We start from the raw sequence: 18,843 nt of genomic DNA, 5'->3' as shown, positions 1-18,843 counted from the left end.
CGCAAAAAATACTTGACTAAAATACTCAAATTTGAGAGCGCGGGACCGCAATCCTGTACCGAACAGTGGAGACGAGTTGATGCGGACGCGACCGACGACATGGCGCTTGGGGATATCATTGCTGGGCAGCGCTGCGATGCTCAGCCAGTTCGGGCCGGCTCGCGCTCAGGACGGCGGAAACATCACCGTCCTCGATAAAATATTGGTGGACGCCGAGAGCGACGAGATTCTGCTGCAAGATGGCTATGTCGCCAAGAAGGACCGCATCGGCACCAAGACCGACACGCCGATCGTCAGGATTCCGCAGGCCGTTTCGGTGGTGACGCAGAAGCAGATCGAGGACCAGAAGCCGCGCACGCTGAACGAATCGCTCGGCTATACAGCCAGCGCCAACCCCAACAGCTTCGGCTTCGACACCCGTTATGACGCCTTCTTCCTGCGTGGCTTCCAAGCCTTCTATAACGGCATGTTTCGCGATGGGCTGCGCCAGTACAATGGGCCATCGGCATGGTTCAAGACGGAGCCTTACGGCATCGAAGGCGTCACCATCCTGAAAGGTCCCGCATCTTCCCTTTATGGCGTCAGCGGTCCGGGCGGCATCGTCAATGTCGTCACCAAACGTCCCAAGGAGGAGCAGTACCGCGAAGTCGAAATGCTTATGGGCGAGCATAATCGCTTCCAGGCCGGGCTTGACGCATCCGGGCCGGTGAACGAGGACGGCAGCATTCTGTACCGCTTCACCAGCCTCGGCCGCAAAAGCGATACCGACCTGCCCGGCTACTCCGACGACAAGATCTACCTGGCGCCTGCGATCACTTTCAAGCCGGACGAGGACACCAAACTCACTATTCTCGGTGAATATTCGAAATCCGTCACCGGTGGCACGGCTGCGTTCTACAATCCGACCTATGGCAACCTGTCGGACGTCTACGAGGGCGATCCCGCCTGGAACGACTTCGCGCAGAGCCAGGGCCGTATCAGCTACGAGTTCGAGCACCGTTTCAACGACGTGCTGACGGTTCGGCAGAACCTGCGCTACAACGCTGTCGACGCGGACATCGAATACAGCGGCAATTATTCGATCGGCCCGGATCAGCCGCTGCAGCGCTACTGGGGCCACTATACCGAGGACATGAGGAACTTCGTCGTCGACAACATGGCGCAGTTCGAGTTCGACATCGGGCCGGTCAAGCACACTGCGATAGCCGGCATCGACTACGCCTGGTCGGACTATGATGCCGGCAGCGGGTTGTCCTACGTTTCCATCGACGACATCAAGGCCGCTCCGGTCCCCTACGTCGGCGGGCAGGAGATGAACCAGGTCGGCGTCTATTTGCAGGACCAGATGGAGTGGAACGATTTCACCCTGTTCGCCAGCGGTCGCTACGACTGGGTCGACACCACTTCCACCGCCGCCGACTTCACCAAGTCCAAGCAGGATGACAGCGCCTTCTCCGGCCGGCTTGCCCTGTCCTACCAGACGGAATGGGGCATCACGCCCTATGTCAACTATTCGACGTCGTTCTCGCCTAACATCGGTTTCGTCTATGATGACGTCAACAGCGACATAACCCGCGTCGCCCGCCCGACCAAAGCGACGCAGAAGGAAATCGGCGTCAAATACGAGATTCCGGATTACAACGCGACCATCAGCGCCGCCCTGTTCGACATCGACCAGAAGGATGGCGTCGTGTTCGATGCCTCGACCGGTATCAACAAGCAGCGTCAGCTCGACCTGAATTCGCGCGGCATCGAACTGGAAGCCAATGCCTCGCTCGACAACGGCTTCAGCGTCATCGCCTCTTACACCTATCTGCGCGTGAAAATCGAACGCGGCGCCGAGGGAACCGTGGGCAAGGAACTGTCGGCGACGCCAAATCACATCTTGTCGCTCTGGGGACACTACCAGTTCGAGAACGGCACGCTGGAGGGCCTGGGGCTGGGCACGGGCGTTCGCGTCGCCAGCAGCAGCTACGGCGATGACACCAACACTTTCAAGAACGAGGCGCGCGCCTTCGTCGACGCCTCCCTCTCCTATGATTTCGGCTACCGCAATCCCGACCTCGAAGGCGTGAAGCTGCAGGTCAACGCCAAGAACCTGTTCGATAATCAGAGGACCATCTGCTCGGCCGGCTATTGCTATTGCGACGAGGGCCGCTCGCTGTTCGCCAGCTTGCGCTATCGCTTTTGATGTCCGTCGTCGCCGGCGCAGTCCTGCAGTGCTGGCCTCGCGCCCGTGCCGATAAAGCCAGGTAATGCCGATGTTCTCCCCCGTGGCGAGCGGATTCCGGTCTCGGAGCCATCGACCTCGGCCTCGGCGCATGTTGACGGCGAAACGTCCGCCTTGGACACGCAGGCAGCACGCCGTGATCTCTTTGGCCACGGCGGAGCGCGCCAGGACGACAGCCACTTGCCTCTCTTCGGTCGCTCCTGTATGAAAACCGCCATGACTATCCGCGCCACCTCCGTCGCTTCTCGTCAGACCGGCCTTGCCGGCGAGACCGTGCGCGCGCTTGCTTCCACCCTGCTGCTTCTCGGCCTTATCGGCGATCGCCGGGTTCGCTGAAGGAGCGCCCGGCGGTCGAACCGCCGCTCACGCGCACGCTCCTTGGCCAGTCTCAAAATTGGCAAGTCACATCAAGCGAATGAACATCTGATAAAGGCGCCGCTCGGCACCAAATCCGTCTGAAGGCGGATCCCGCGAGCCGCCGGGAGAGACGACAATGAACGCACGAGAAGAAATCCACGCAGATAGTGGGGAGGTCGGCAAGGGTGCCGCAAAGGCCATGCCAGAGGCAGCCCGGGGCATGCCAGAGGCAGCCCGGGGCATGCCAGAGGCAGCCCGCAAATACCAACCTTACCCGACCGTCGGCCTCACCGACCGGATTTGGCCGTCGAAGGTCATCGACAAGGCGCCGATCTGGTGCTCGGTCGACCTGCGCGACGGCAATCAGGCACTGATCGACCCGATGGGCCACGAGCGCAAGGCGCGCATGTTCGCCCTGCTCCTCGACATGAGCTTCAAGGAAATCGAGATCGGCTTCCCGTCGGCCTCGCAGACCGATTTCGATTTTGCCCGCTGGTGCATCGAAGAGGGCAATGTATCAGCCGACGTCTCGCTGCAGGTGCTGGTGCAGTGCCGGCCGGAACTGATCACCCGCACCTTCGAGGCGCTGCAGGGCGCCACCAACCCGATCGTGCATTTCTACAATTCGACCAGCGAATTGCAGCGCCGCGTCGTCTTCGAGAAGGACGTCGCCGGCATCAGGCGGATCGCCACTGATGCGGCCAAGATGATCACCGACATGGCGGCCAAGGCTGGCGGCGGCTACCGTTTCGAATATTCGCCGGAGAGTTTTACCGGCACCGAGCTCGAAGTGGCGCTGGAAATCTGCAACGCCGTCACCGAGATCGTGAAGCCGACGGCAGAAAACAAGCTGATCATCAACCTGCCGTCCACGGTCGAGATGTCGACACCCAACATCTATGCCGATCGTATCGAATGGATGTGTCGCAACCTCGACAACCGCGAGAACCTGCTCATTTCGCTGCATCCGCACAACGACCGCGGCACCGGCGTCGCCACCACAGAACTCGGCCTGATGGCGGGCGCGGATCGCGTCGAAGGCACGCTGTTCGGCAATGGCGAGCGCACCGGCAATGTCGACATCGTCACCCTGGCGCTCAACATGTACACGCAAGGCGTCGATCCCAAGCTCGATTGCTCCGACATCAACCGGATGAAGGACGTCTACGAATATTCGAACCAGTTGAAGATCCCAGAGCGTCATCCCTATGTCGGCGAGCTCGTCTACACGGCGTTTTCCGGCTCGCACCAGGATGCCATCAACAAGGGCATGAAGGCGTTGCGCAAGGCCAACACGCCGTACTGGGAAGTCCCCTATCTGCCCATCGACCCGGCCGATGTCGGGCGCAACTACGAGGCGATCATCCGCATCAACTCGCAGTCCGGCAAGGGCGGCATAGCCTATGTGCTGCAGGCGGACTACGGCCTCAACCTGCCGCGCAACCTGCAGATCGAGTTCAGCCAGGCGATCCAGGCGATCACCGACGCCGAAGGCAAGGAGGTGCCGGTCAAGCGCATCTACGAGCGCTTTCTCGACACCTATGTCGACCAGCCCGGCGCGCGGCTGAAGTTCCTCGACCACCACACCTATCCGGACATCGAGACCAAGGGCCGGCGTGCGGTAGAGGCGGTCATCCTCGACAGCGGCAAGGAGGTGACGATATCAGGCTCCGGGACTGGGCCGATCGACGGCTTCGTCGACGCGCTGTCGCGCCATGTCGGCGTGCCGATGTCGGTGCTCGACTATTCGGAGCACTCCATGCAGCGCGGCTCGAATGCCTCGGCCATCTCCTATGTCGAGATGGAGCACCCCGACGGCAAGCTGTTCGGCGCCGGCATCAACACCAACATCGTGGCCGCTTCGCTGGAAGCCGTGGTTTCCGCCGCCAACCGCATCATCGGCCGAAAGGTCGACTAGACAAGCGTCGAAAGCTCACAGCTGGAGCAAGATGAACCAAGATGGTATCATCTTGCTCCGGTCTTTCGCACCATTAACCACCGGAGAATTATCCGGTGGGGTACGCGATCGCATAATGGATGCATGCTTGTATGGCAGTGCAGGCTCTATATGATTGCGTCTTAACCTGTGCCGACTTCGAAAGGATCGACACTTGCAGCATGCCACGCCTGCCGCCCCCGCAGTGCGCGAGACGTTGGAACGATTGCTAGCCAGCGAAACGTTCGGACGATCCGAGCGAGCGCGTAAACTGCTTCGCTATCTGGTCGAGCGCGAGCAGGCAGGCGAAGCCGACAAGCTCAAGGGCTTTTCCATCGCGATGGATGTTTTCGGCAAGGACGGCGATTTCGATCCGTCGACCGACGCCGTCGTGCGGGTGCAGGCGGGCAGGCTCCGCGAGCTTCTGCAGCATTACTTCGCCAATGAGGGTGTTGCCGAGCCGATCCGCATCGCCATTCCGCGTGGCGGCTATGTTCCATCCTATGAACTCAACGCGATCCGCCTGCCGGTCGAGCCGGCGCCGGAGGAACACGCCGAGGCGGCGGCCACCTTGTCGGGATCGCTCGAAGAACCAGGTATGGCCGCTCGTGCCGCATCGTTGATGTCCCCTGTCGTTCGCGAGCCGGCGCCCTCGCTGCTGCGCCATCTCCAGTTCTTCTGGTTGGCGATCGCTCTGGTCATCGCCATGCTGGGAGTGCTGATCCTTCGTCAGGGAAGCGGCGCATTGCTGGCGGGAAGCGATACCGCGTCGACGATCGAAAACGCAGTGGCAACCGGCAGCATTGCGCCATGGGCTCCGATTGAAACCCTTCCGCTCGTCTACATTGCAGTGAAAGCCGACAGCGCCGAGGCTGCCCGCGTCGCGGCATCGCTGCGCGCCGGCCTCAGCGGCTTCGATACGGTCAACTTCATCGGTCGGAACGCCGACGGCCCGCCCGATCCGGTCACCGATGCAATCAGCTTCGTATTCGATGTCTTGCCGGGACCAACGGCAGGCGATGTCACCCTGGAGCTTCAAAGCGTGGCGACCGGACGGGTCCTGCTGTCACGCAATTTGACTGCCGCCGACAGCACACCCACCACCGTCGAGGACAGTGTCGCCGGTATTTTGAGTTCGGCCATTCCCGCCTCGGGCACGATCTACAACTATATCGAACAGAGCGGCCTTCAAACCGGCCTGACGGAATGTCTGCTGCTCAACGACAAGTACTATCTCGACCAGGGCGCCAAAACCCATGAGGCTGCCTATCGCTGTCTCGAAAACCTGGTCAATCGGGATGCGAAATCGTCGCTCGTCTATTCGGAACTCGCGGCCCTGCATCTCGAGACGGCGACAGATCACTACGCCTATCCAGCCGGTGCAACGATCGAACAGGCGCTGTCGCTTGCCCGTCGCGCCGTGCAGATGGGGCCGACCAGCCCGTATGCGCACCGTGCCTATGGCTATCTCAATTCCCGCCTCGGCAATTCGGAGGAATCGATCCGCTGGATGCATAAGGCCTACGAACTCAACCCTTACGATCTCAGCATGGCGGCAGCTTACGCCTATGGGCTGATTTTCGCCGGTAGGTACAGGGAGGGAACACCGATCCTTGCGCACGCCGCCGAAACCTCCAGCGCCCATCCGACCTGGTGGGACTACGGGCTTTTCGTCGGCCAGTTCATGACGGGCGATATGAACAAGGCCGCGCTTGCCAGCGAGGCGTTACAAGCGACGCCGACGAAATCGCACTATCTGGCTGCGCGGCTGATCGGCGCGAAGGCAGCCGGCCGCGATCAACTGGCGCACGAACTCGTGGACCAGATGACTGTCAAATTCCCGAAATTCGCTGCCGATCCGCGCGCGACCTTTGTCGAGAGGCGATACCCCGCCGATCTGACCGATCGGCTGGTCGAGGCCTTGCGTGCCGCCGGGCTCGGCAACGCCAGCTAGAAAATAGCACGGCAGATCGCAAAAATTTTACTGGCCATCGCCTTAGACAAGGCGCAATCCAGCCACAATTCGCAATTCGCATAAAAACCATAAATTTTCATGATTTCATCCCTTTACACTGCCGAACGGGGCGCCGGCCCGAGGACAGTTGTCTTCCTGCATGGCTTCGGCGGCTGCCACGACGACTGGCACGAGGTGATTTCGACACTGGCATTTGGTTCACGAACGCTGGCCTACGATCTTCCGGGCCATGGGCTATCACTCGATTTCCCGGGTGGCGGTCCGGCCAAGGCGGCCGCTAAGGCCGTTCTTGCGGACCTCGCCGCGCGCAGAATTAAGAGGGTGCATCTCGTTGGCCATTCTATGGGCGGAGCGGCGGCAGTGCTGATGGCATTGGCCGAACCCGAAAGGATAGCGTCGCTGACGCTTCTGGCGCCGGGCGGTTTTGGGACTGAGATCAATGGGCCGCTGTTGCGCCGTTATGCCGCCGCTGCCGGCAAGAGTGAAATCCGCGCCTGCCTCGCCGCCATGTCCGGACCGCAAAGCCTGCCCTCGGAGCGCATCGTGGATGTTCTTGGCGAAATGCGTGCCCGTCCCGGCCAGTTGCAGAAACTTGTCGACATCGCTGCAGCCATGACCAGGGGCGATCGGCAGGGCGTCATCCCGCGCGAACGGCTCGAAACGCTTGATATGCCGGTGATGGTGGTTTGGGGGATAGATGACGCGGTGCTGCCCTTCACCCAGGCAGACGGTCTGCCGACGCATTTCCACCTGCACCACGTGTTGGAGGCTGGCCATATGCTGATCGAGGAAGCGCCCGGCCTGATCGCCGAGATCGTCCGCCGCAATATGAAACGCCGCAGCAGGCCGTTTCGTCCTAAATCCGCCGCCGCGGCGAACTGATCCGTCTCTGCCAAGCGCGGCTTCGAGCCTGGTTTGTCCGGCAAGCCGCTCAATGCATGTCGCCCAAAGTGCGTAGCGGTTTTGGGATAACGACATGCATAAAAACAGGACTTTAATGCGCGTCGCATGAACCCTTTCAGACGCGACGCGCTTTAAACGCCTATCGATCACACAAGTGCATTTTGCCAACGGCTGTGTTAATTCGATGTTAACCAAACCCGCGAGGCAACGCCGATGAAGGACGCAGGCGAGAACATCACACAGATCGATCAGTCGCGAAAACTGTCCGATGCCATCCGCGACGTGAAGAACGCCTTCGCCGACCGCGACGACGTCGTGGTCGACATGCGCGAGGCGCATCGTATGCGGCTCGATTTGCTTGCCGCCGAACTCGCGCCCATCTTTGCCGACGTGCCCGCCGACATGGACAATTTCGACTTCGCCGTCTCGTCCGGGCTGCAGCCGCGCCTGTGGATCGACGCCGTCAGTCATGTCGCCATGGGGCGCGACCGTCGCACCTATCGCTTCCTCAGGGATACGCGCATCGGCCGCGTGATGCTTGCCGAATCGACCGAGATGAAACCGGTTGCCGACCAGGTGACGCGCTACGTCGCGGAGCGCGTCGTCGAACGCCAGAGAATGATGGAAGGCGGGGTCGAGCAGGCTGTCGCCGGACTGAAACGTGCCTTGGTCCCTGAAGCCGAGCCGCCGCTGCAATCCGTCCGGCGCGGCAAGGGTTGGTCGGCCTTCCTCTCCGGTCTCGGCCTGATCGCCGCCGGCGCCCTGGTCGGACTGGCTGTATCGATCGTGTTGTTCTGGGACCGCCTCGTTGCGATGGGACTGAGCTTCAGGCCATAGCGTTCGCGCCAAGTTCCAGAACCTCCAGATCGGAAGGCGGGATGGCCGGGCCGGTCAGGCCGCGTCGCGTCAGCCTGATCCGCCAGTTGTCCTTTTCGCCATCGATCTCCAACAGATTATATTGCGCCGCTGGGTGCCTGCCGCCTGGCGCCTGCCCTGCGGCGGCGACGCCGACCACCGGAATTTTGGCGCCGCGCCCGCCGATGAAGAACAGCGTCGGCTCGTGCGAGTGGCCGTGCAGCACAAGCTCGGCCCCGTGCCGCTGAACGATCTTGTGGAAGCGGGCAATGCCAAACAGCCGCTTGGGCTGCGAAACGGCGCCGCGCACCGGCGGATGGTGGATCATGATCACCCGGAACAGCCCGCGCTTGGCGGTGGCATCGAGTATTCCGCGCAGCCTTTCCGCCTGATCCTCCAGAAAGAAGCCGTTGGCCATGAACGGAGCCGTGGCCCGCGCCGTCGTCACACCGATCAGCGCGACGTTGCCACGCACGCGCAGATAGGGAAAGGCGTCGCGGTCTACCGGCGTATTGACGCCGTCGCCGGTCATCCACGCCGTCCACGACCGGCAGGCCTTGTCGAAGGCGCCAGGCACATAGGCGTCGTGGTTTCCCGGAACGACCGACACATCATCGGGAGAACCCAGCGTCTCCAGCCAGTGCTTGCCCATCTCGATCTCACCGTCGAGCGCCAGATTGACCAGATCGCCGGTGACCGCAAGGTGATCCGGTGCGCTCGCCTTGATATCGGCGACGATGGTGTCGATGACGGCATCGCGCATGTGGCGGCGGCGGTTGCGCTGCCAGTTGACGTAACCGACCACGCGCTTGGAGGCGAGATCGCGATAGGTTACACCGGGGAGCGGTCCCAGATGGATATCGGAAATATGCGCGAGCCTGAACATCCTCTCTTCATAAGCGACGCGCGCGCTGCTTTCCACCCACGGTTTCGTGGGTGATGACGCGGCCCGAACCGAAGCAGGCCTTCCGCCAGACCGGCTGGCCGGGTCTCAGGGCAAGGCTGTTTCATCTGTATTTCGTGCTGCGGCGGCCGATGACGCTCGGGGTGCGCGGCCTGGTCCACGACCGCACGTCCAATTCCGTCTACCTCATTCGCCACACCTATGTACCGGGCTGGCAGCTTCCCGGCGGTGGCGTCGAGCTGGGCGAGACGATGATCGAGGCGCTGGCGCGCGAGCTCTCCGAGGAGGCCAATATTGCATTGACCGCGCCGCCGGTGCTGAAATCGATGCACTTCAACCGGCGGGCCAGCCGCCGCGACCATGTCGGACTCTATTTGGTCGAGCAGTTCAATCAGACGGCGCCGAAGCTCCCGGACCGCGAGATCGCCGCGGCCGGTTTCTTTCCGCTTGACCGCCTGCCGGAAGGAACGACGCCGGCCACGTTGCGGCGGATTGCCGAGATTTTTGGCGGCGCGGCGGCGTCGCCCTACTGGTAGATCACGCCGCTTTCCTGAACCGCACCCGATCATGTGGCGCCGCGTAGTCCAGCTCCGGTCCGACCGGCACGATGCCCGTCGGGTTGATCGTTTCGTGGCTGCCATAATAGTGCGCCTTGATGTGGTGCAGGCTCACCGTGCCTGCAACTTCAGGGACCTGATAGAGGTCGCGCAGATAGTTCGACAGGTTCGGATAGTCGGCGATGCGGCGCAGGTTGCACTTGAAATGGCCGACATAGACCGGATCGAAGCGGACCAGCGTGGTGAACAGCCGCCAATCGGCCTCTGTAATGCGGTGACCGACGAGATAACGCTGGCGAGACAGACGGTCCTCGAGTTGGTCGAGCGCCGAGAACAATTCGCCAAACGCTTCCTCATAGGCCGCTTGCGTGGTGGCGAAGCCGGCCCGGTAGACGCCGTTATTGACTGAGGGATAGACCAGCGCATTGACGGCGTCGATCTCGCCGCGCAGTGCTTTCGGATAGAAGTCGAGGCTGGCATCGCCCCATTCGTCGAAGGCTGAATTGAGCATCCGGATGATCTCGGAGGACTCATTGGAGACGATTGTTTGTTCTTGCCTGTCCCATAGAACCGGCACCGTCACGCGGCCGGAATAAGCGGGATCGGCCTTGGTGTAGATCTGATGCAGGAAATCGAGCCCGTAGAGCGTGTCGCCGGTGGCGCCGTCCTCGGTCAGGAACGTCCAGCCATCGGCGCCCATGAAGTGGTGGACGACCGAGACTGAAATCACGTCCTTGAGCCTCTTCAGCGCGCGGAAGATCAGCGTCCGGTGCGCCCAGGGACAGGCAAGCGAGACATAGAGATGGTATCGACCGGGCTCGGCCATGAAGCCGCGCTTGCGGCCCTCGGCTGGTGCGCCGTCGCGAGTGACCCAATCGCGCCATTGCGACTGTGCCCGCATGAACTTGCCACCACTGTCCGCGGTGTCGTACCCGCGATCATGCCACCTGCCTTGGACCAGCAGTCCCATACTAAATCTCCTTGCGTCCTCCTCATCATTTAGGCGCAAGGCGGCGCTGCCGAAGTCGTCATGTGCTGAACAGACCGTCACTTGGGCGAAACGGCAGGCGAAAACGGCCGATTGCAGCGGCTGGAAATTGATGCTAGCGGACAATCCGCATGTTCGACTTTGCTTTGATCCGGTTCGACCGACGACGAAAGGGCGCCCGCGCTTGATAAAGCGCTGACTGGCGAACGCTGCCGTTTGCAGCAAACCTTTCCCCGTATACCGGAACGCAAAGACCATGAGCCTTGCCGACGTGAAATACCTGCCGGAAACTCCGGCGCATGACCTCGAAATCGAAGCCATCAACGACGAAGCCTTCGGGCCGGGCCGTTTCGTGCTGGGCGCCTACAAGATCCGCGAGGGCGGCCCGCATGAACGCACCCTGTCCTTCGTGGCCGTCGATGGCGATATCGTTGTCGCCTCGGTGCGCATGACGCGTATCGCGGCAGGCGCCGGCCGCGCGCTGATGCTCGGACCGCTTGCCGTGCGGCCGGCCTTCAAGAATCTCGGTATCGGCCGCCGGCTGGTGGCAATCGCGCTGGAAGCCGCCGCCAAGGCCGGCATGCCTGCCGTGATGCTTGTTGGCGACGAGCCCTATTACGGCCCGCTCGGCTTCAAGAGAATCCCGCGTGGGCAAATCTCCATGCCGCGCCCGGTCGATCTCGACCGGCTTTTGTCGCACGAGATCGTGCCGGGCGCGGTGTCAAGGCTGGTGGGGGAGGTTTGCCACGCCGATCAGGCAAGGGTTGCCGCGCACGTCGCCGCGATGGCGTGACCATCCGGATGCTGTTGCGCCGTTCTGTCGGGCTTCGTAGCATATGGCCGGCAGGATGGAGGACGCCGGCATGAACCCTAACGGCCAGATTGCGATCGTCACCGGCGGTGGCTCCGGCCTCGGCGAGGCGACGGCGCGGGCGCTGGCCGCGAAGGGCGCCGGCGTTGCCATCCTCGACCTCGGCATCGACCGTGCGGCGAAGGTTGCGGCTGATATCGGCGGCATCGCCGTCCAATGCGACGTGAGCAGCGCCGACGGCGCTGCTGCTTGCGTGGCGGAAGTGGCAAAAACGCTCGGCGAACCCCGTATCCTGGTTAATTGCGCCGGCATCGCCATCGGCGTGAAGACAATCGGCAAGGACGGCCCGCATCCGCTCGACCAGTACCGCAATGTGATCGAGGTCAATCTGATCGGCACCTTCAACATGATCCGCCTCGTCGCCGACCGGGCCGCGAAGCTTGCGCCGCTGGAGGGCGGCGAGCGCGGCGTCATCGTCAACACGGCATCGGTCGCCGCCTATGACGGTCAAATCGGCCAGGCGGCCTATTCGGCCTCCAAGGGCGGCGTCGTCGGCATGACGCTGCCGGTGGCGCGCGACCTCGCCCGGTCGGGCATTCGCGTCTGCACCATTGCGCCCGGCATCTTCAAGACGCCGATGATGGCCGGCATGCCGCAAGAGGTGCAGGATTCGCTGGGCGCCGCGGTGCCCTTCCCGTCCCGTCTCGGCGAGCCTTCCGAATATGCAGCCCTTGTGCTGCACATCATCGAAAACCAGATGCTCAACGGCGAGACCATCCGCCTCGATGGCGCCATCCGCATGGCGCCGAAGTAGCCGACCATGAGTGCCGAAGTCTCCCCGCTGGCGAAGACCGGCCCGCTCGCCGGTCTGACGGTGATCGAGATGGCCGGGATTGGACCGGTGCCGCTGGCCGGCCTGATGCTGTCGGAGATGGGAGCCGAGGTGCTGCGCATCGAGCGGGCTGGATCAACCCAGCCGTTTCTGTCGCTACCGGACGAATATGACATCGACCGTCACGGCCGCTCTATGCTGCGGATTGACCTGAAGCGCCAGGAGGGTGTCGAACTGGTGCTGCGCCTCGCCGAAAAGGCCGACATGCTGATCGAAGGGTTTCGTCCTGATGTCATGGAGCGGCTTGGTCTCGGGCCCGATGCCGCAGTGGCGCGCAACCCGGCGCTGATCTACGGCCGCATGACGGGGTTCGGCCAGAACGGACCGCTATCTGGTCGTGCCGGTCACGACATCACCTATCTCGCCTATTCGGGTGTGCTGCACGCTATCGGCCAGGAAGGAAGCCGGCCAGTCCCACCGCTCAACCTCGTCGCCGACTATGGCGGCGGCGCCATGATGCTGATTGCCGGCGCGCTGGCCGCGCTGTTTGAGCGTTCGCGCTCCGGCAGGGGCCAGGTGATCGACGCCGCGATGACCGAGGGCGCTTCGATGCTGACGACACCTATGCACGCCTTGATGGCGGCGGGCCTGTGGAGTGACAGACGCGGCGCGAACCTGCTCGATTCCGGCGCGCCCTTTTACGACACCTATGAGACGGCGGACGCACGGCATGTCGCCGTCGGCTGCCTTGAACCCCGGTTCTTCGCCGAATTCGCAAGACTGCTACCGCTCGACGAGCGTTTTGTACGCGGCCAATACGACAGGACCTTGTGGCCAGAGATGCGTGCCGCGATTGTCGATCGGGTCCGGCAGAAGACACGGGACGACTGGGACCGGCTCTTTGCTGCGACCGATGCTTGCTTTGCGCCGGTTCTGTCGCTGAGGGAAGCCAGGGATCATCCGCACAATCGCGCTCGCAACGCCTTTGTGACGTCGGGTGCGCTTGAGCGCCCCGCCCCAGCGCCGCGCTTTTCGCGCTCCCGGCCGACGCTTGCCGCCGTGCCGGCCGTTCACGATCGTCAGGCGGCGACCGTGCTGGCACGCTTCGGCCTTTCGGCAAGCGAGACTGAGGCCCTTGTCAAATCCGGTGTGATAGGGTGATAACTGGAGAGCAAAAATCAGCTTAAGACGGTGAGCATTTTGGGCGACCGAAAGAAGGACGTGATTCGCGAGACCGACGCCGAAGCGATCAGGCTGGCGAAGACGCTGATCCGCAGGGCCCGTTTCGGCGCGCTGGCGGTGATCGAGCCTGGGACCGGTTCGCCGCTGGCCAGCAGGGTTGGTGTCGCCACCGATATCGACGGCACGCCGCTGATCCTCGTATCGATGCTGTCCGCCCACACCGGCGCGATCCTTGCAGACCCGCGCTGTTCCCTGCTTGTCGGCGAGCCCGGCAAGGGCGACCCGCTGGCGCACCCGCGGTTGACGCTCGTCTGTCGGGCAGCACGGCTTGAGCGCGGATCCGACGAGCACGCCCGCACCGAACGGCGTTATCTCAACCGTAACCCCAAGGCGAAGCTCTATGCCGGACTTGGCGACTTCTCGGTCTTCCGCCTCGAGCCGGAGCGCGCCAGTCTCAATGGCGGCTTTGGCAAGGCCTACTTGCTCGAGCGCACCGATCTGGTCATGACCGCGCCGATCGTCGAAGAGCTTGCCGCTGGCGAACAATCCGCCCTCGACCACATGAATGCCGACCATGGCGATGCAATTGCCGTCTACGCCCGCCATTTCGCCAAGGCCGCAGGCGACGGCTGGATCATCACCGGCTTCGACGCTGACGGCATGGACCTGGCGTTGGGCGACGATGTCTGCCGGGTCTTCTTCCCCGAGCCACTGAGGACGGCGCGTGAGCTCAGGCATGTTCTGGTCGACATGGCAAAGACCGGCCGAGTGGCAGACGAAACACAGTCCGACAGTTAATCGCGTCGGGTCGAAAGCAAGTCTTGAGGTTTGAGTGAAATGTTCTACCCTTTCCCGGTAGCGTTGAATCGCCAGCGCACATTCGCGAGTGAGCCTATGGAATCAGACGCTATTGCCCCCATAGCGCCGGATGAGCAGGAAGGTATGGGGGATCGATGGTCTCGAAAAAGCTAATCGCCAACGCCGAATCAGCGGCTGCGTTTCTGACGCTGATGGGCAACGAGAAACGACTGTTGATCATGAACTATCTGGCCGATGGTGAAATGTCGGTCGGCGCTATCGCCGAGAAGGTTCTGCTCAGCCAATCCGCCTTGTCACAGCATCTGGCCAAACTGCGGGCGCTCGATCTCGTCGAGACCCGGCGCGACCGGCAGATGATCTACTATTCCTGTAAATCCGATGCCGTGCGCGAACTTCTCAACACGCTGGACGGGATTTTCGGCGAGGGTGAGCTGTCGCAGATGGCGTACCGCCCGCGTCGCTCCGGGACTTGACCGGCCGGCCCAAGTTCTTCTTCCCTCGCTGACCCTATTTCGTCTGCCGAGGAACGCATGCGTCCCATTCATATCGACGACCCGCAAGACCCGCGCGTCTCCGCCTATCTCGATATCCGCGAGCGCGATCTTGCCGGCCGGCAAGGCCGCTTCATTGCCGAAGGCAAGGTGGTGCTCGAAATGCTGTTCGCCGCCGAACGCTTCACGGCCGAATCGGTGCTCATACTCGAAAACCGGCTGGCCGGCCTCGATGCAACCCTGCGCCGGGCGCCCGCGGACCTTCCGATCTATGTGGCGACCAGCGAGGTCATGGACAGGATTGCCGGCTTTCACATGCATCGCGGCATATTGGCGATCGGCCGCAAGGGTGCGGCGCAGCCTGCCGAGGCCTTGCTGGACACCCTGCCCGCCCGTGCGTTGATCATCGTGCTGGTCGGCATCGCCAACCATGACAATATGGGCTCGATCTTTCGCAATGCCGCTGCTTTCGGCGCCGATGCGGTGTTTCTGGACACGACCTGCTGCGATCCGCTGTACCGCAAGGCGATCCGCGTCTCGGTCGGCGCCGCGCTGAAAGTTCCCTTCGCCTCCTTCACTGAGACCGGCGGCTTCACCGCAGCGCTCGACCGGCTGGGCTTCGGCCAGTTCGCTTTGTCGCCACGCGGGCGAACCGAGATCCGTAATGCGAAAAGGACCGAACGGCTGGCGCTCTATCTCGGCACCGAAGGCGAAGGCCTGCCTGAGAGCCTGCTCGCCCGCCTGCGGACGGTGCGGATCGATATGGCAGAAGGCTTCGACAGCCTGAATGTCGCCGCCGCGTCAGCCATCGCCTTGCATCATTTTTCGGCAGGCAGGACCTGAGCCGCAGAGGTCAGCATCACTGCCTGGGTTCAATGCGCCGACTCGGCCTTCTGCAGCGCCCGCACGCGATCGGCAAGGCTGCGTTCACCGCTTCCCGATTGCTTGGGTGCCGCAAGAACCTTTGCGATCGGCGAATCCGGCCCGTCGAGCTTCGCCGTCAGGGCGACGACCTGCGCCGCCAGGTCGCTCATCTGCTCGCGCAACGCAGCGCTGGCGCGGCGCGCATCGCTGCCGCCTTCCGATTTGGACGCCTCGAAGGCGGCAATATCCGTTTTCAGTTTCTTGTTCTCGCGGGCCAGTTCCGTCAGCCTCGCCTCCAACCGCTCCCGGTCGCTGTCGAGCTTGGCGATGGCTTTTTCGATGTCTTGGTCGCCCTTGACGGCCGCATCGACCTGACTGCCTTGCACTCCGACGAGACGCACCGCCGACGCGTTTTCCACGCTTTCGCCTTTCGACTTTTCGCGAAGCCGCGCGATTTCCTTTTCGCGGCGGTCAAGCTTGTCCTCGCGATCGGCAAGCGTGGCGAGCAGACGCTCGACCTTCTTGACCAGTTCGCCGGTCCTTTTCTTTTCGGCCTTCAACGCGTCTCGCACGGCCTTGCTCTCGGCCGCGATCTCCTGTTGGCGCCTGTCCGCTTCCTTGCGTTGGCCGCGCAGCACCGAAATGTCGTCGGCCAGCTTTTGCAGCTCGGATTCGCGCGCCACAAGTTCGATCTGACGGCTGCTGGAAGAAAAGCTGGCGTCGTCATACATGTGCTCCAGCTTTTTCAGCTCGAGCACACGCCTTTCCAGGGCATGCTCGGCTTGAGCGAGCCGATCCGACAAAAGCTGCAACTGGTCTTCGCGCTGCCGAAATTCTTTGCCCTTGGCCTCGAGTTCGGAAAGGGCCTGTTCCTTGTCCTTCCGCTCGACCGCCAGTTCCTTCAGTGCCTCGCGGCCGCGGCCGATCTCTACAAGCTGTTCGGCCGATTTCTCGCGCAGCGATTTGACGCTCATCTCGAGCCGGCGCGTCGACATGGCGAACTCGGCGCGGATGCGATCCTTCTCCGCTTGGATCTCGGCCAGTGTCAGCGGCATCGAGCCCTCGACGCGCTTGCGCGTCAGCATCACGGCCCGCCGCCAGATGGCCGGGGCAATCATCAGCGCCAGAAAGCCGGCGCAGAGAAAGCCGAGGACAAAGAACAGGACCGACTGAACCAAGGTGACTATCCGTTATGGACGGCAAACAACCGTTATGGACTGTGCCACGTTCGCATGACGGAATTCCAGTGCTGCGGCAAGGGTCTGCCGCAGCAATGTCCAGATCGTCAACCCTGGAACCAATCGAGATCGCGAGGCAACCGCTTGCTCAGAACGGATTCCAGGTGGCGCGCTGGGTAAGCTTGAGGTAGCCGAGATTGACACCAAGCCGGGCGCCGACGCCGGTACGGATCGGCACCAGCAGCACATTGTTGTTCTTCATCACGTTGAAGCCGACGCCAGCCACGATATAGGCCGAGCCGGCAACGCCGCCGAAACGATTGTAGAGGCTGTTCACATCATCGAGATTATAGACCAGCATCATCACCCGCGAGCCTTCGCCGCCAAAATCCCAGCCAAGCGACGGACCCTGCCAGAACACTTTGTGATCGCCGGCATTCTTGGTGTAGAGGGTGCCTTCGCCATAGGTCAGGCCACCGATCAGCGCGCCCGAGCCCTCTTCGCCAAGCAAATAGCCATTGGGCAAGCCGTAGGAGGCGAAAATCTTCTCGACGACGGTAGCGAGCCCGCCCGATGTCGCGCCGAAGAATTTATGACCGGAATCGACGATCTCCTGAGCGGTGTACTCCTGGGCCCGCGAAGCCGAGGTTGAAAAGATGACAAGGCCCATGAGAGCGATCGCCATCGAGATGACACGGAAAAAGCTCCGGTCGTAGTATCGGGAATACATGCTTCCAATCTCCGTCAGGGAGCACCTTCGCCGACGCCTCGCATCCGTGCGGCTCTTTGGCGGCCGTTAAGGATGACTGTTATGGGCAAACTATGCCGTAATCCTTTTTCAACCATTAAGCTTTCACATGAAGATGGCGGTTAGAAGGCTGGTTCGAGCCGGTTTCGCGTCGCCCGCGCAGTATCCGCACCCTGCGTGAACACACCATTTTCGATAACGACAATTCCGGATTTGTTGCTGCACGCTCAGGCGCTGTGTATTCAGTAGGCCTTGGGAGAGAGCGTGATTCGTGTGGGCAGGCGTGATCATTGATCGCGCGGCCATTTTTAGTGAAATTTTGCAGGGACTTTCGCCGATGGCCGAGCTTTTCACCCTTTCCGCACCCGATCTCGCAGCGCTTTTGTGCAGCCGGGTCTGCCACGACATCATTTCGCCAGTCGGCGCCATAAACAACGGGCTCGAGCTGCTCGATGAAGGCGGCGCCGACGAAGACGCCATGAAGTTGATTCGCCAGAGCGCCAGAAACGCTTCGGCCCGCCTGCAATTCGCCCGCATCGCCTTCGGCGCAGCCGGCTCTGCCGGCATGATGATCGACACGGGGGACGCCGAGGCCGTTGCGATCGCCTTCCTGAAGAACGAGAAGCCGGAACTGGTCTGGAACGGCACCCGTGCGCTGCTGCCCAAGAACAAGGTCAAGCTGCTGCTCAACCTCATTCTCGTCGCCAACGCCGCCATCCCACGTGGTGGCAAGCTTACGGTCACGCTTGAAAACCTCGACACCGAACCACGCTTTGCGCTTGCCGCGAGCGGTCCGATGCTGCGCGTGCCACCCAAATTCCTGGAACTTCATTCCGGCAACAAGCCTGAGGAGCCGATCGACGCGCATTCGGTGCAGCCCTATTACACACTGCTTCTGGCGCGCGAGGCCAATATGACGATATCGATCCACGCGACCGCGGAAGAAATCGTGCTTTCGGTTGCCTGAGGCAGCCAAGCTGGCCGAAAAGAACAGATAAGTATTTTTCTATACAATACTTACTGAACAACTACAGTTTAATGAACTGAGTCTTAAAACTTAGATCGAACGAAGAATCGATCAAGTAGTTTCTGTATAAGCCTTTCTTGCAAAAATTTTACCTAATGGCTTTTCGGCTTCTTTACCGGATTGACCTACGGTGCCTTTCAGTACCGCGACGCTGCCGGATTGCCGCATGGCAAAGAGGGCCCGGAA

17 protein-coding genes are annotated in these 18,843 nt (G+C 62.0%); 13 read left to right on the top strand and 4 right to left on the bottom strand.

What is annotated here, in order from left to right; genetic code table 11:
• The first annotated feature begins 79 nt into the window (after positions 1–79).
• From EJ075_RS18400 to EJ075_RS18370, 5 genes are all read left to right on the top strand, one after another.
• Positions 80–2,191, top strand: coding sequence for a TonB-dependent siderophore receptor (locus EJ075_RS18400; RefSeq protein ID WP_126105218.1), 2,112 nt, complete (start codon positions 80–82; stop codon positions 2,189–2,191).
• A 637-nt stretch (positions 2,192–2,828) separates the two neighbouring features.
• Positions 2,829–4,505, top strand: coding sequence for a 2-isopropylmalate synthase (gene leuA / locus EJ075_RS18385; RefSeq protein WP_164547289.1), 1,677 nt, complete (start codon positions 2,829–2,831; stop codon positions 4,503–4,505).
• Positions 4,506–4,698: 193 nt separating this feature from the next.
• Positions 4,699–6,477 carry a hypothetical protein gene (locus EJ075_RS18380; protein ID WP_126105216.1) on the top strand — a complete coding sequence of 593 codons (1,779 nt, stop codon included), beginning with the start codon at positions 4,699–4,701 and terminating at the stop codon, positions 6,475–6,477.
• 99 nt (positions 6,478–6,576) lie between these two features.
• On the top strand, positions 6,577–7,380 hold the full coding sequence (locus EJ075_RS18375; protein ID WP_126105215.1) for an alpha/beta fold hydrolase: 804 nt from the start codon (positions 6,577–6,579) through the stop codon (positions 7,378–7,380).
• A gap of 234 nt (positions 7,381–7,614) precedes the next feature.
• Positions 7,615–8,238 carry a hypothetical protein gene (locus tag EJ075_RS18370; RefSeq protein WP_126105214.1) on the top strand — a complete coding sequence of 208 codons (624 nt, stop codon included), beginning with the start codon at positions 7,615–7,617 and terminating at the stop codon, positions 8,236–8,238.
• On the opposite strand, the gene EJ075_RS18365 is transcribed toward EJ075_RS18370, so the two are convergent.
• A complete protein-coding gene (locus EJ075_RS18365) occupies positions 8,228–9,142 on the bottom strand; it encodes a metallophosphoesterase (RefSeq protein WP_126105213.1) in 915 nt (304 codons plus the stop codon). The two genes, EJ075_RS18370 and EJ075_RS18365, sit on opposite strands and share 11 nt — an antisense overlap.
• Positions 9,143–9,195: 53 nt before the next feature.
• On the opposite strand from EJ075_RS18365, the gene EJ075_RS18360 reads away from it, so the two are divergent.
• On the top strand, positions 9,196–9,696 hold the full coding sequence (locus EJ075_RS18360) for an NUDIX domain-containing protein (protein WP_126105212.1): 501 nt from the start codon (positions 9,196–9,198) through the stop codon (positions 9,694–9,696).
• A 1-nt stretch (position 9,697) separates the two neighbouring features.
• On the opposite strand, the gene EJ075_RS18355 is transcribed toward EJ075_RS18360, so the two are convergent.
• Entirely contained in the window at positions 9,698–10,687 is a 990-nt protein-coding gene (locus EJ075_RS18355) for a glutathione S-transferase family protein (RefSeq protein WP_126105211.1), read from the bottom strand.
• A 274-nt stretch (positions 10,688–10,961) separates the two neighbouring features.
• Here EJ075_RS18355 and EJ075_RS18350 point away from each other — a divergent pair, with 274 nt between their 5' ends.
• The 6 genes from EJ075_RS18350 (at position 10,962) to EJ075_RS18325 (ending at position 15,683) form a co-directional block, all read left to right on the top strand.
• Positions 10,962–11,498, top strand: a complete 537-nt coding sequence (locus tag EJ075_RS18350; protein WP_126105210.1) for an N-acetyltransferase — start codon at positions 10,962–10,964, stop codon at positions 11,496–11,498.
• 70 nt (positions 11,499–11,568) lie between these two features.
• A complete protein-coding gene (locus EJ075_RS18345) occupies positions 11,569–12,330 on the top strand; it encodes a 3-hydroxyacyl-CoA dehydrogenase (RefSeq protein WP_126105209.1) in 762 nt (253 codons plus the stop codon).
• A 6-nt stretch (positions 12,331–12,336) separates the two neighbouring features.
• Positions 12,337–13,509: a CaiB/BaiF CoA-transferase family protein gene (locus tag EJ075_RS18340; RefSeq protein ID WP_126105208.1), complete on the top strand. Its 1,173-nt coding sequence runs from the start codon at positions 12,337–12,339 to the stop codon at positions 13,507–13,509.
• A 39-nt stretch (positions 13,510–13,548) separates the two neighbouring features.
• On the top strand, positions 13,549–14,328 hold the full coding sequence (locus EJ075_RS18335; RefSeq protein WP_126105207.1) for a HugZ family protein: 780 nt from the start codon (positions 13,549–13,551) through the stop codon (positions 14,326–14,328).
• 155 nt (positions 14,329–14,483) lie between these two features.
• Positions 14,484–14,822, top strand: a complete 339-nt coding sequence (locus EJ075_RS18330; RefSeq protein WP_065011891.1) for a metalloregulator ArsR/SmtB family transcription factor — start codon at positions 14,484–14,486, stop codon at positions 14,820–14,822.
• Positions 14,823–14,879: 57 nt separating this feature from the next.
• Positions 14,880–15,683 (top strand): RNA methyltransferase, encoded by an 804-nt coding sequence (locus EJ075_RS18325; RefSeq protein WP_126105206.1) that lies wholly within the window; start codon positions 14,880–14,882, stop codon positions 15,681–15,683.
• Positions 15,684–15,712: 29 nt separating this feature from the next.
• Here EJ075_RS18325 and EJ075_RS18320 read toward each other — a convergent pair whose 3' ends face one another.
• A complete protein-coding gene (locus tag EJ075_RS18320; protein ID WP_126105205.1) occupies positions 15,713–16,882 on the bottom strand; it encodes a hypothetical protein in 1,170 nt (389 codons plus the stop codon).
• A gap of 148 nt (positions 16,883–17,030) precedes the next feature.
• Complete coding sequence (locus EJ075_RS18315; protein WP_126105204.1) at positions 17,031–17,612, bottom strand: DUF1134 domain-containing protein; 582 nt, start codon at positions 17,610–17,612, stop codon at positions 17,031–17,033.
• Positions 17,613–17,967: 355 nt separating this feature from the next.
• On the opposite strand from EJ075_RS18315, the gene EJ075_RS18310 reads away from it, so the two are divergent.
• Entirely contained in the window at positions 17,968–18,597 is a 630-nt protein-coding gene (locus EJ075_RS18310; RefSeq protein WP_095484160.1) for a histidine phosphotransferase family protein, read from the top strand.
• Positions 18,598–18,843: the final 246 nt, after the last annotated feature.

This window comes from Mesorhizobium sp. M6A.T.Cr.TU.016.01.1.1 (assembly GCF_003952585.1).
Classification (GTDB): domain Bacteria; phylum Pseudomonadota; class Alphaproteobacteria; order Rhizobiales; family Rhizobiaceae; genus Mesorhizobium; species Mesorhizobium mediterraneum.
Note: the sequence above shows the minus strand (reverse complement) of the source record. Positions and strands in the feature narration are given on the sequence as shown.

Excerpts from the sequence above, each read along its gene's own strand:
- EJ075_RS18340 (WP_126105208.1), top strand. The coding sequence starts at position 12,337 with ATGAGTGCCGAAGTCTCCCCGCTGGCGAAGACCGGCCCGCTCGCCGGT.
- EJ075_RS18355 (WP_126105211.1), bottom strand. The coding sequence starts at position 10,687 with ATGGGACTGCTGGTCCAAGGCAGGTGGCATGATCGCGGGTACGACACC.
- EJ075_RS18400 (WP_126105218.1), top strand. The coding sequence starts at position 80 with ATGCGGACGCGACCGACGACATGGCGCTTGGGGATATCATTGCTGGGC.
- EJ075_RS18315 (WP_126105204.1), bottom strand. The coding sequence starts at position 17,612 with ATGTATTCCCGATACTACGACCGGAGCTTTTTCCGTGTCATCTCGATG.
- EJ075_RS18345 (WP_126105209.1), top strand. The coding sequence starts at position 11,569 with ATGAACCCTAACGGCCAGATTGCGATCGTCACCGGCGGTGGCTCCGGC.
- EJ075_RS18330 (WP_065011891.1), top strand. The coding sequence starts at position 14,484 with ATGGTCTCGAAAAAGCTAATCGCCAACGCCGAATCAGCGGCTGCGTTT.
- leuA (WP_164547289.1), top strand. The coding sequence starts at position 2,829 with ATGCCAGAGGCAGCCCGCAAATACCAACCTTACCCGACCGTCGGCCTC.
- EJ075_RS18365 (WP_126105213.1), bottom strand. The coding sequence starts at position 9,142 with ATGTTCAGGCTCGCGCATATTTCCGATATCCATCTGGGACCGCTCCCC.
- EJ075_RS18360 (WP_126105212.1), top strand. The coding sequence starts at position 9,196 with ATGACGCGGCCCGAACCGAAGCAGGCCTTCCGCCAGACCGGCTGGCCG.
- EJ075_RS18375 (WP_126105215.1), top strand. The coding sequence starts at position 6,577 with ATGATTTCATCCCTTTACACTGCCGAACGGGGCGCCGGCCCGAGGACA.
- EJ075_RS18325 (WP_126105206.1), top strand. The coding sequence starts at position 14,880 with ATGCGTCCCATTCATATCGACGACCCGCAAGACCCGCGCGTCTCCGCC.
- EJ075_RS18370 (WP_126105214.1), top strand. The coding sequence starts at position 7,615 with ATGAAGGACGCAGGCGAGAACATCACACAGATCGATCAGTCGCGAAAA.
- EJ075_RS18310 (WP_095484160.1), top strand. The coding sequence starts at position 17,968 with ATGGCCGAGCTTTTCACCCTTTCCGCACCCGATCTCGCAGCGCTTTTG.
- EJ075_RS18350 (WP_126105210.1), top strand. The coding sequence starts at position 10,962 with ATGAGCCTTGCCGACGTGAAATACCTGCCGGAAACTCCGGCGCATGAC.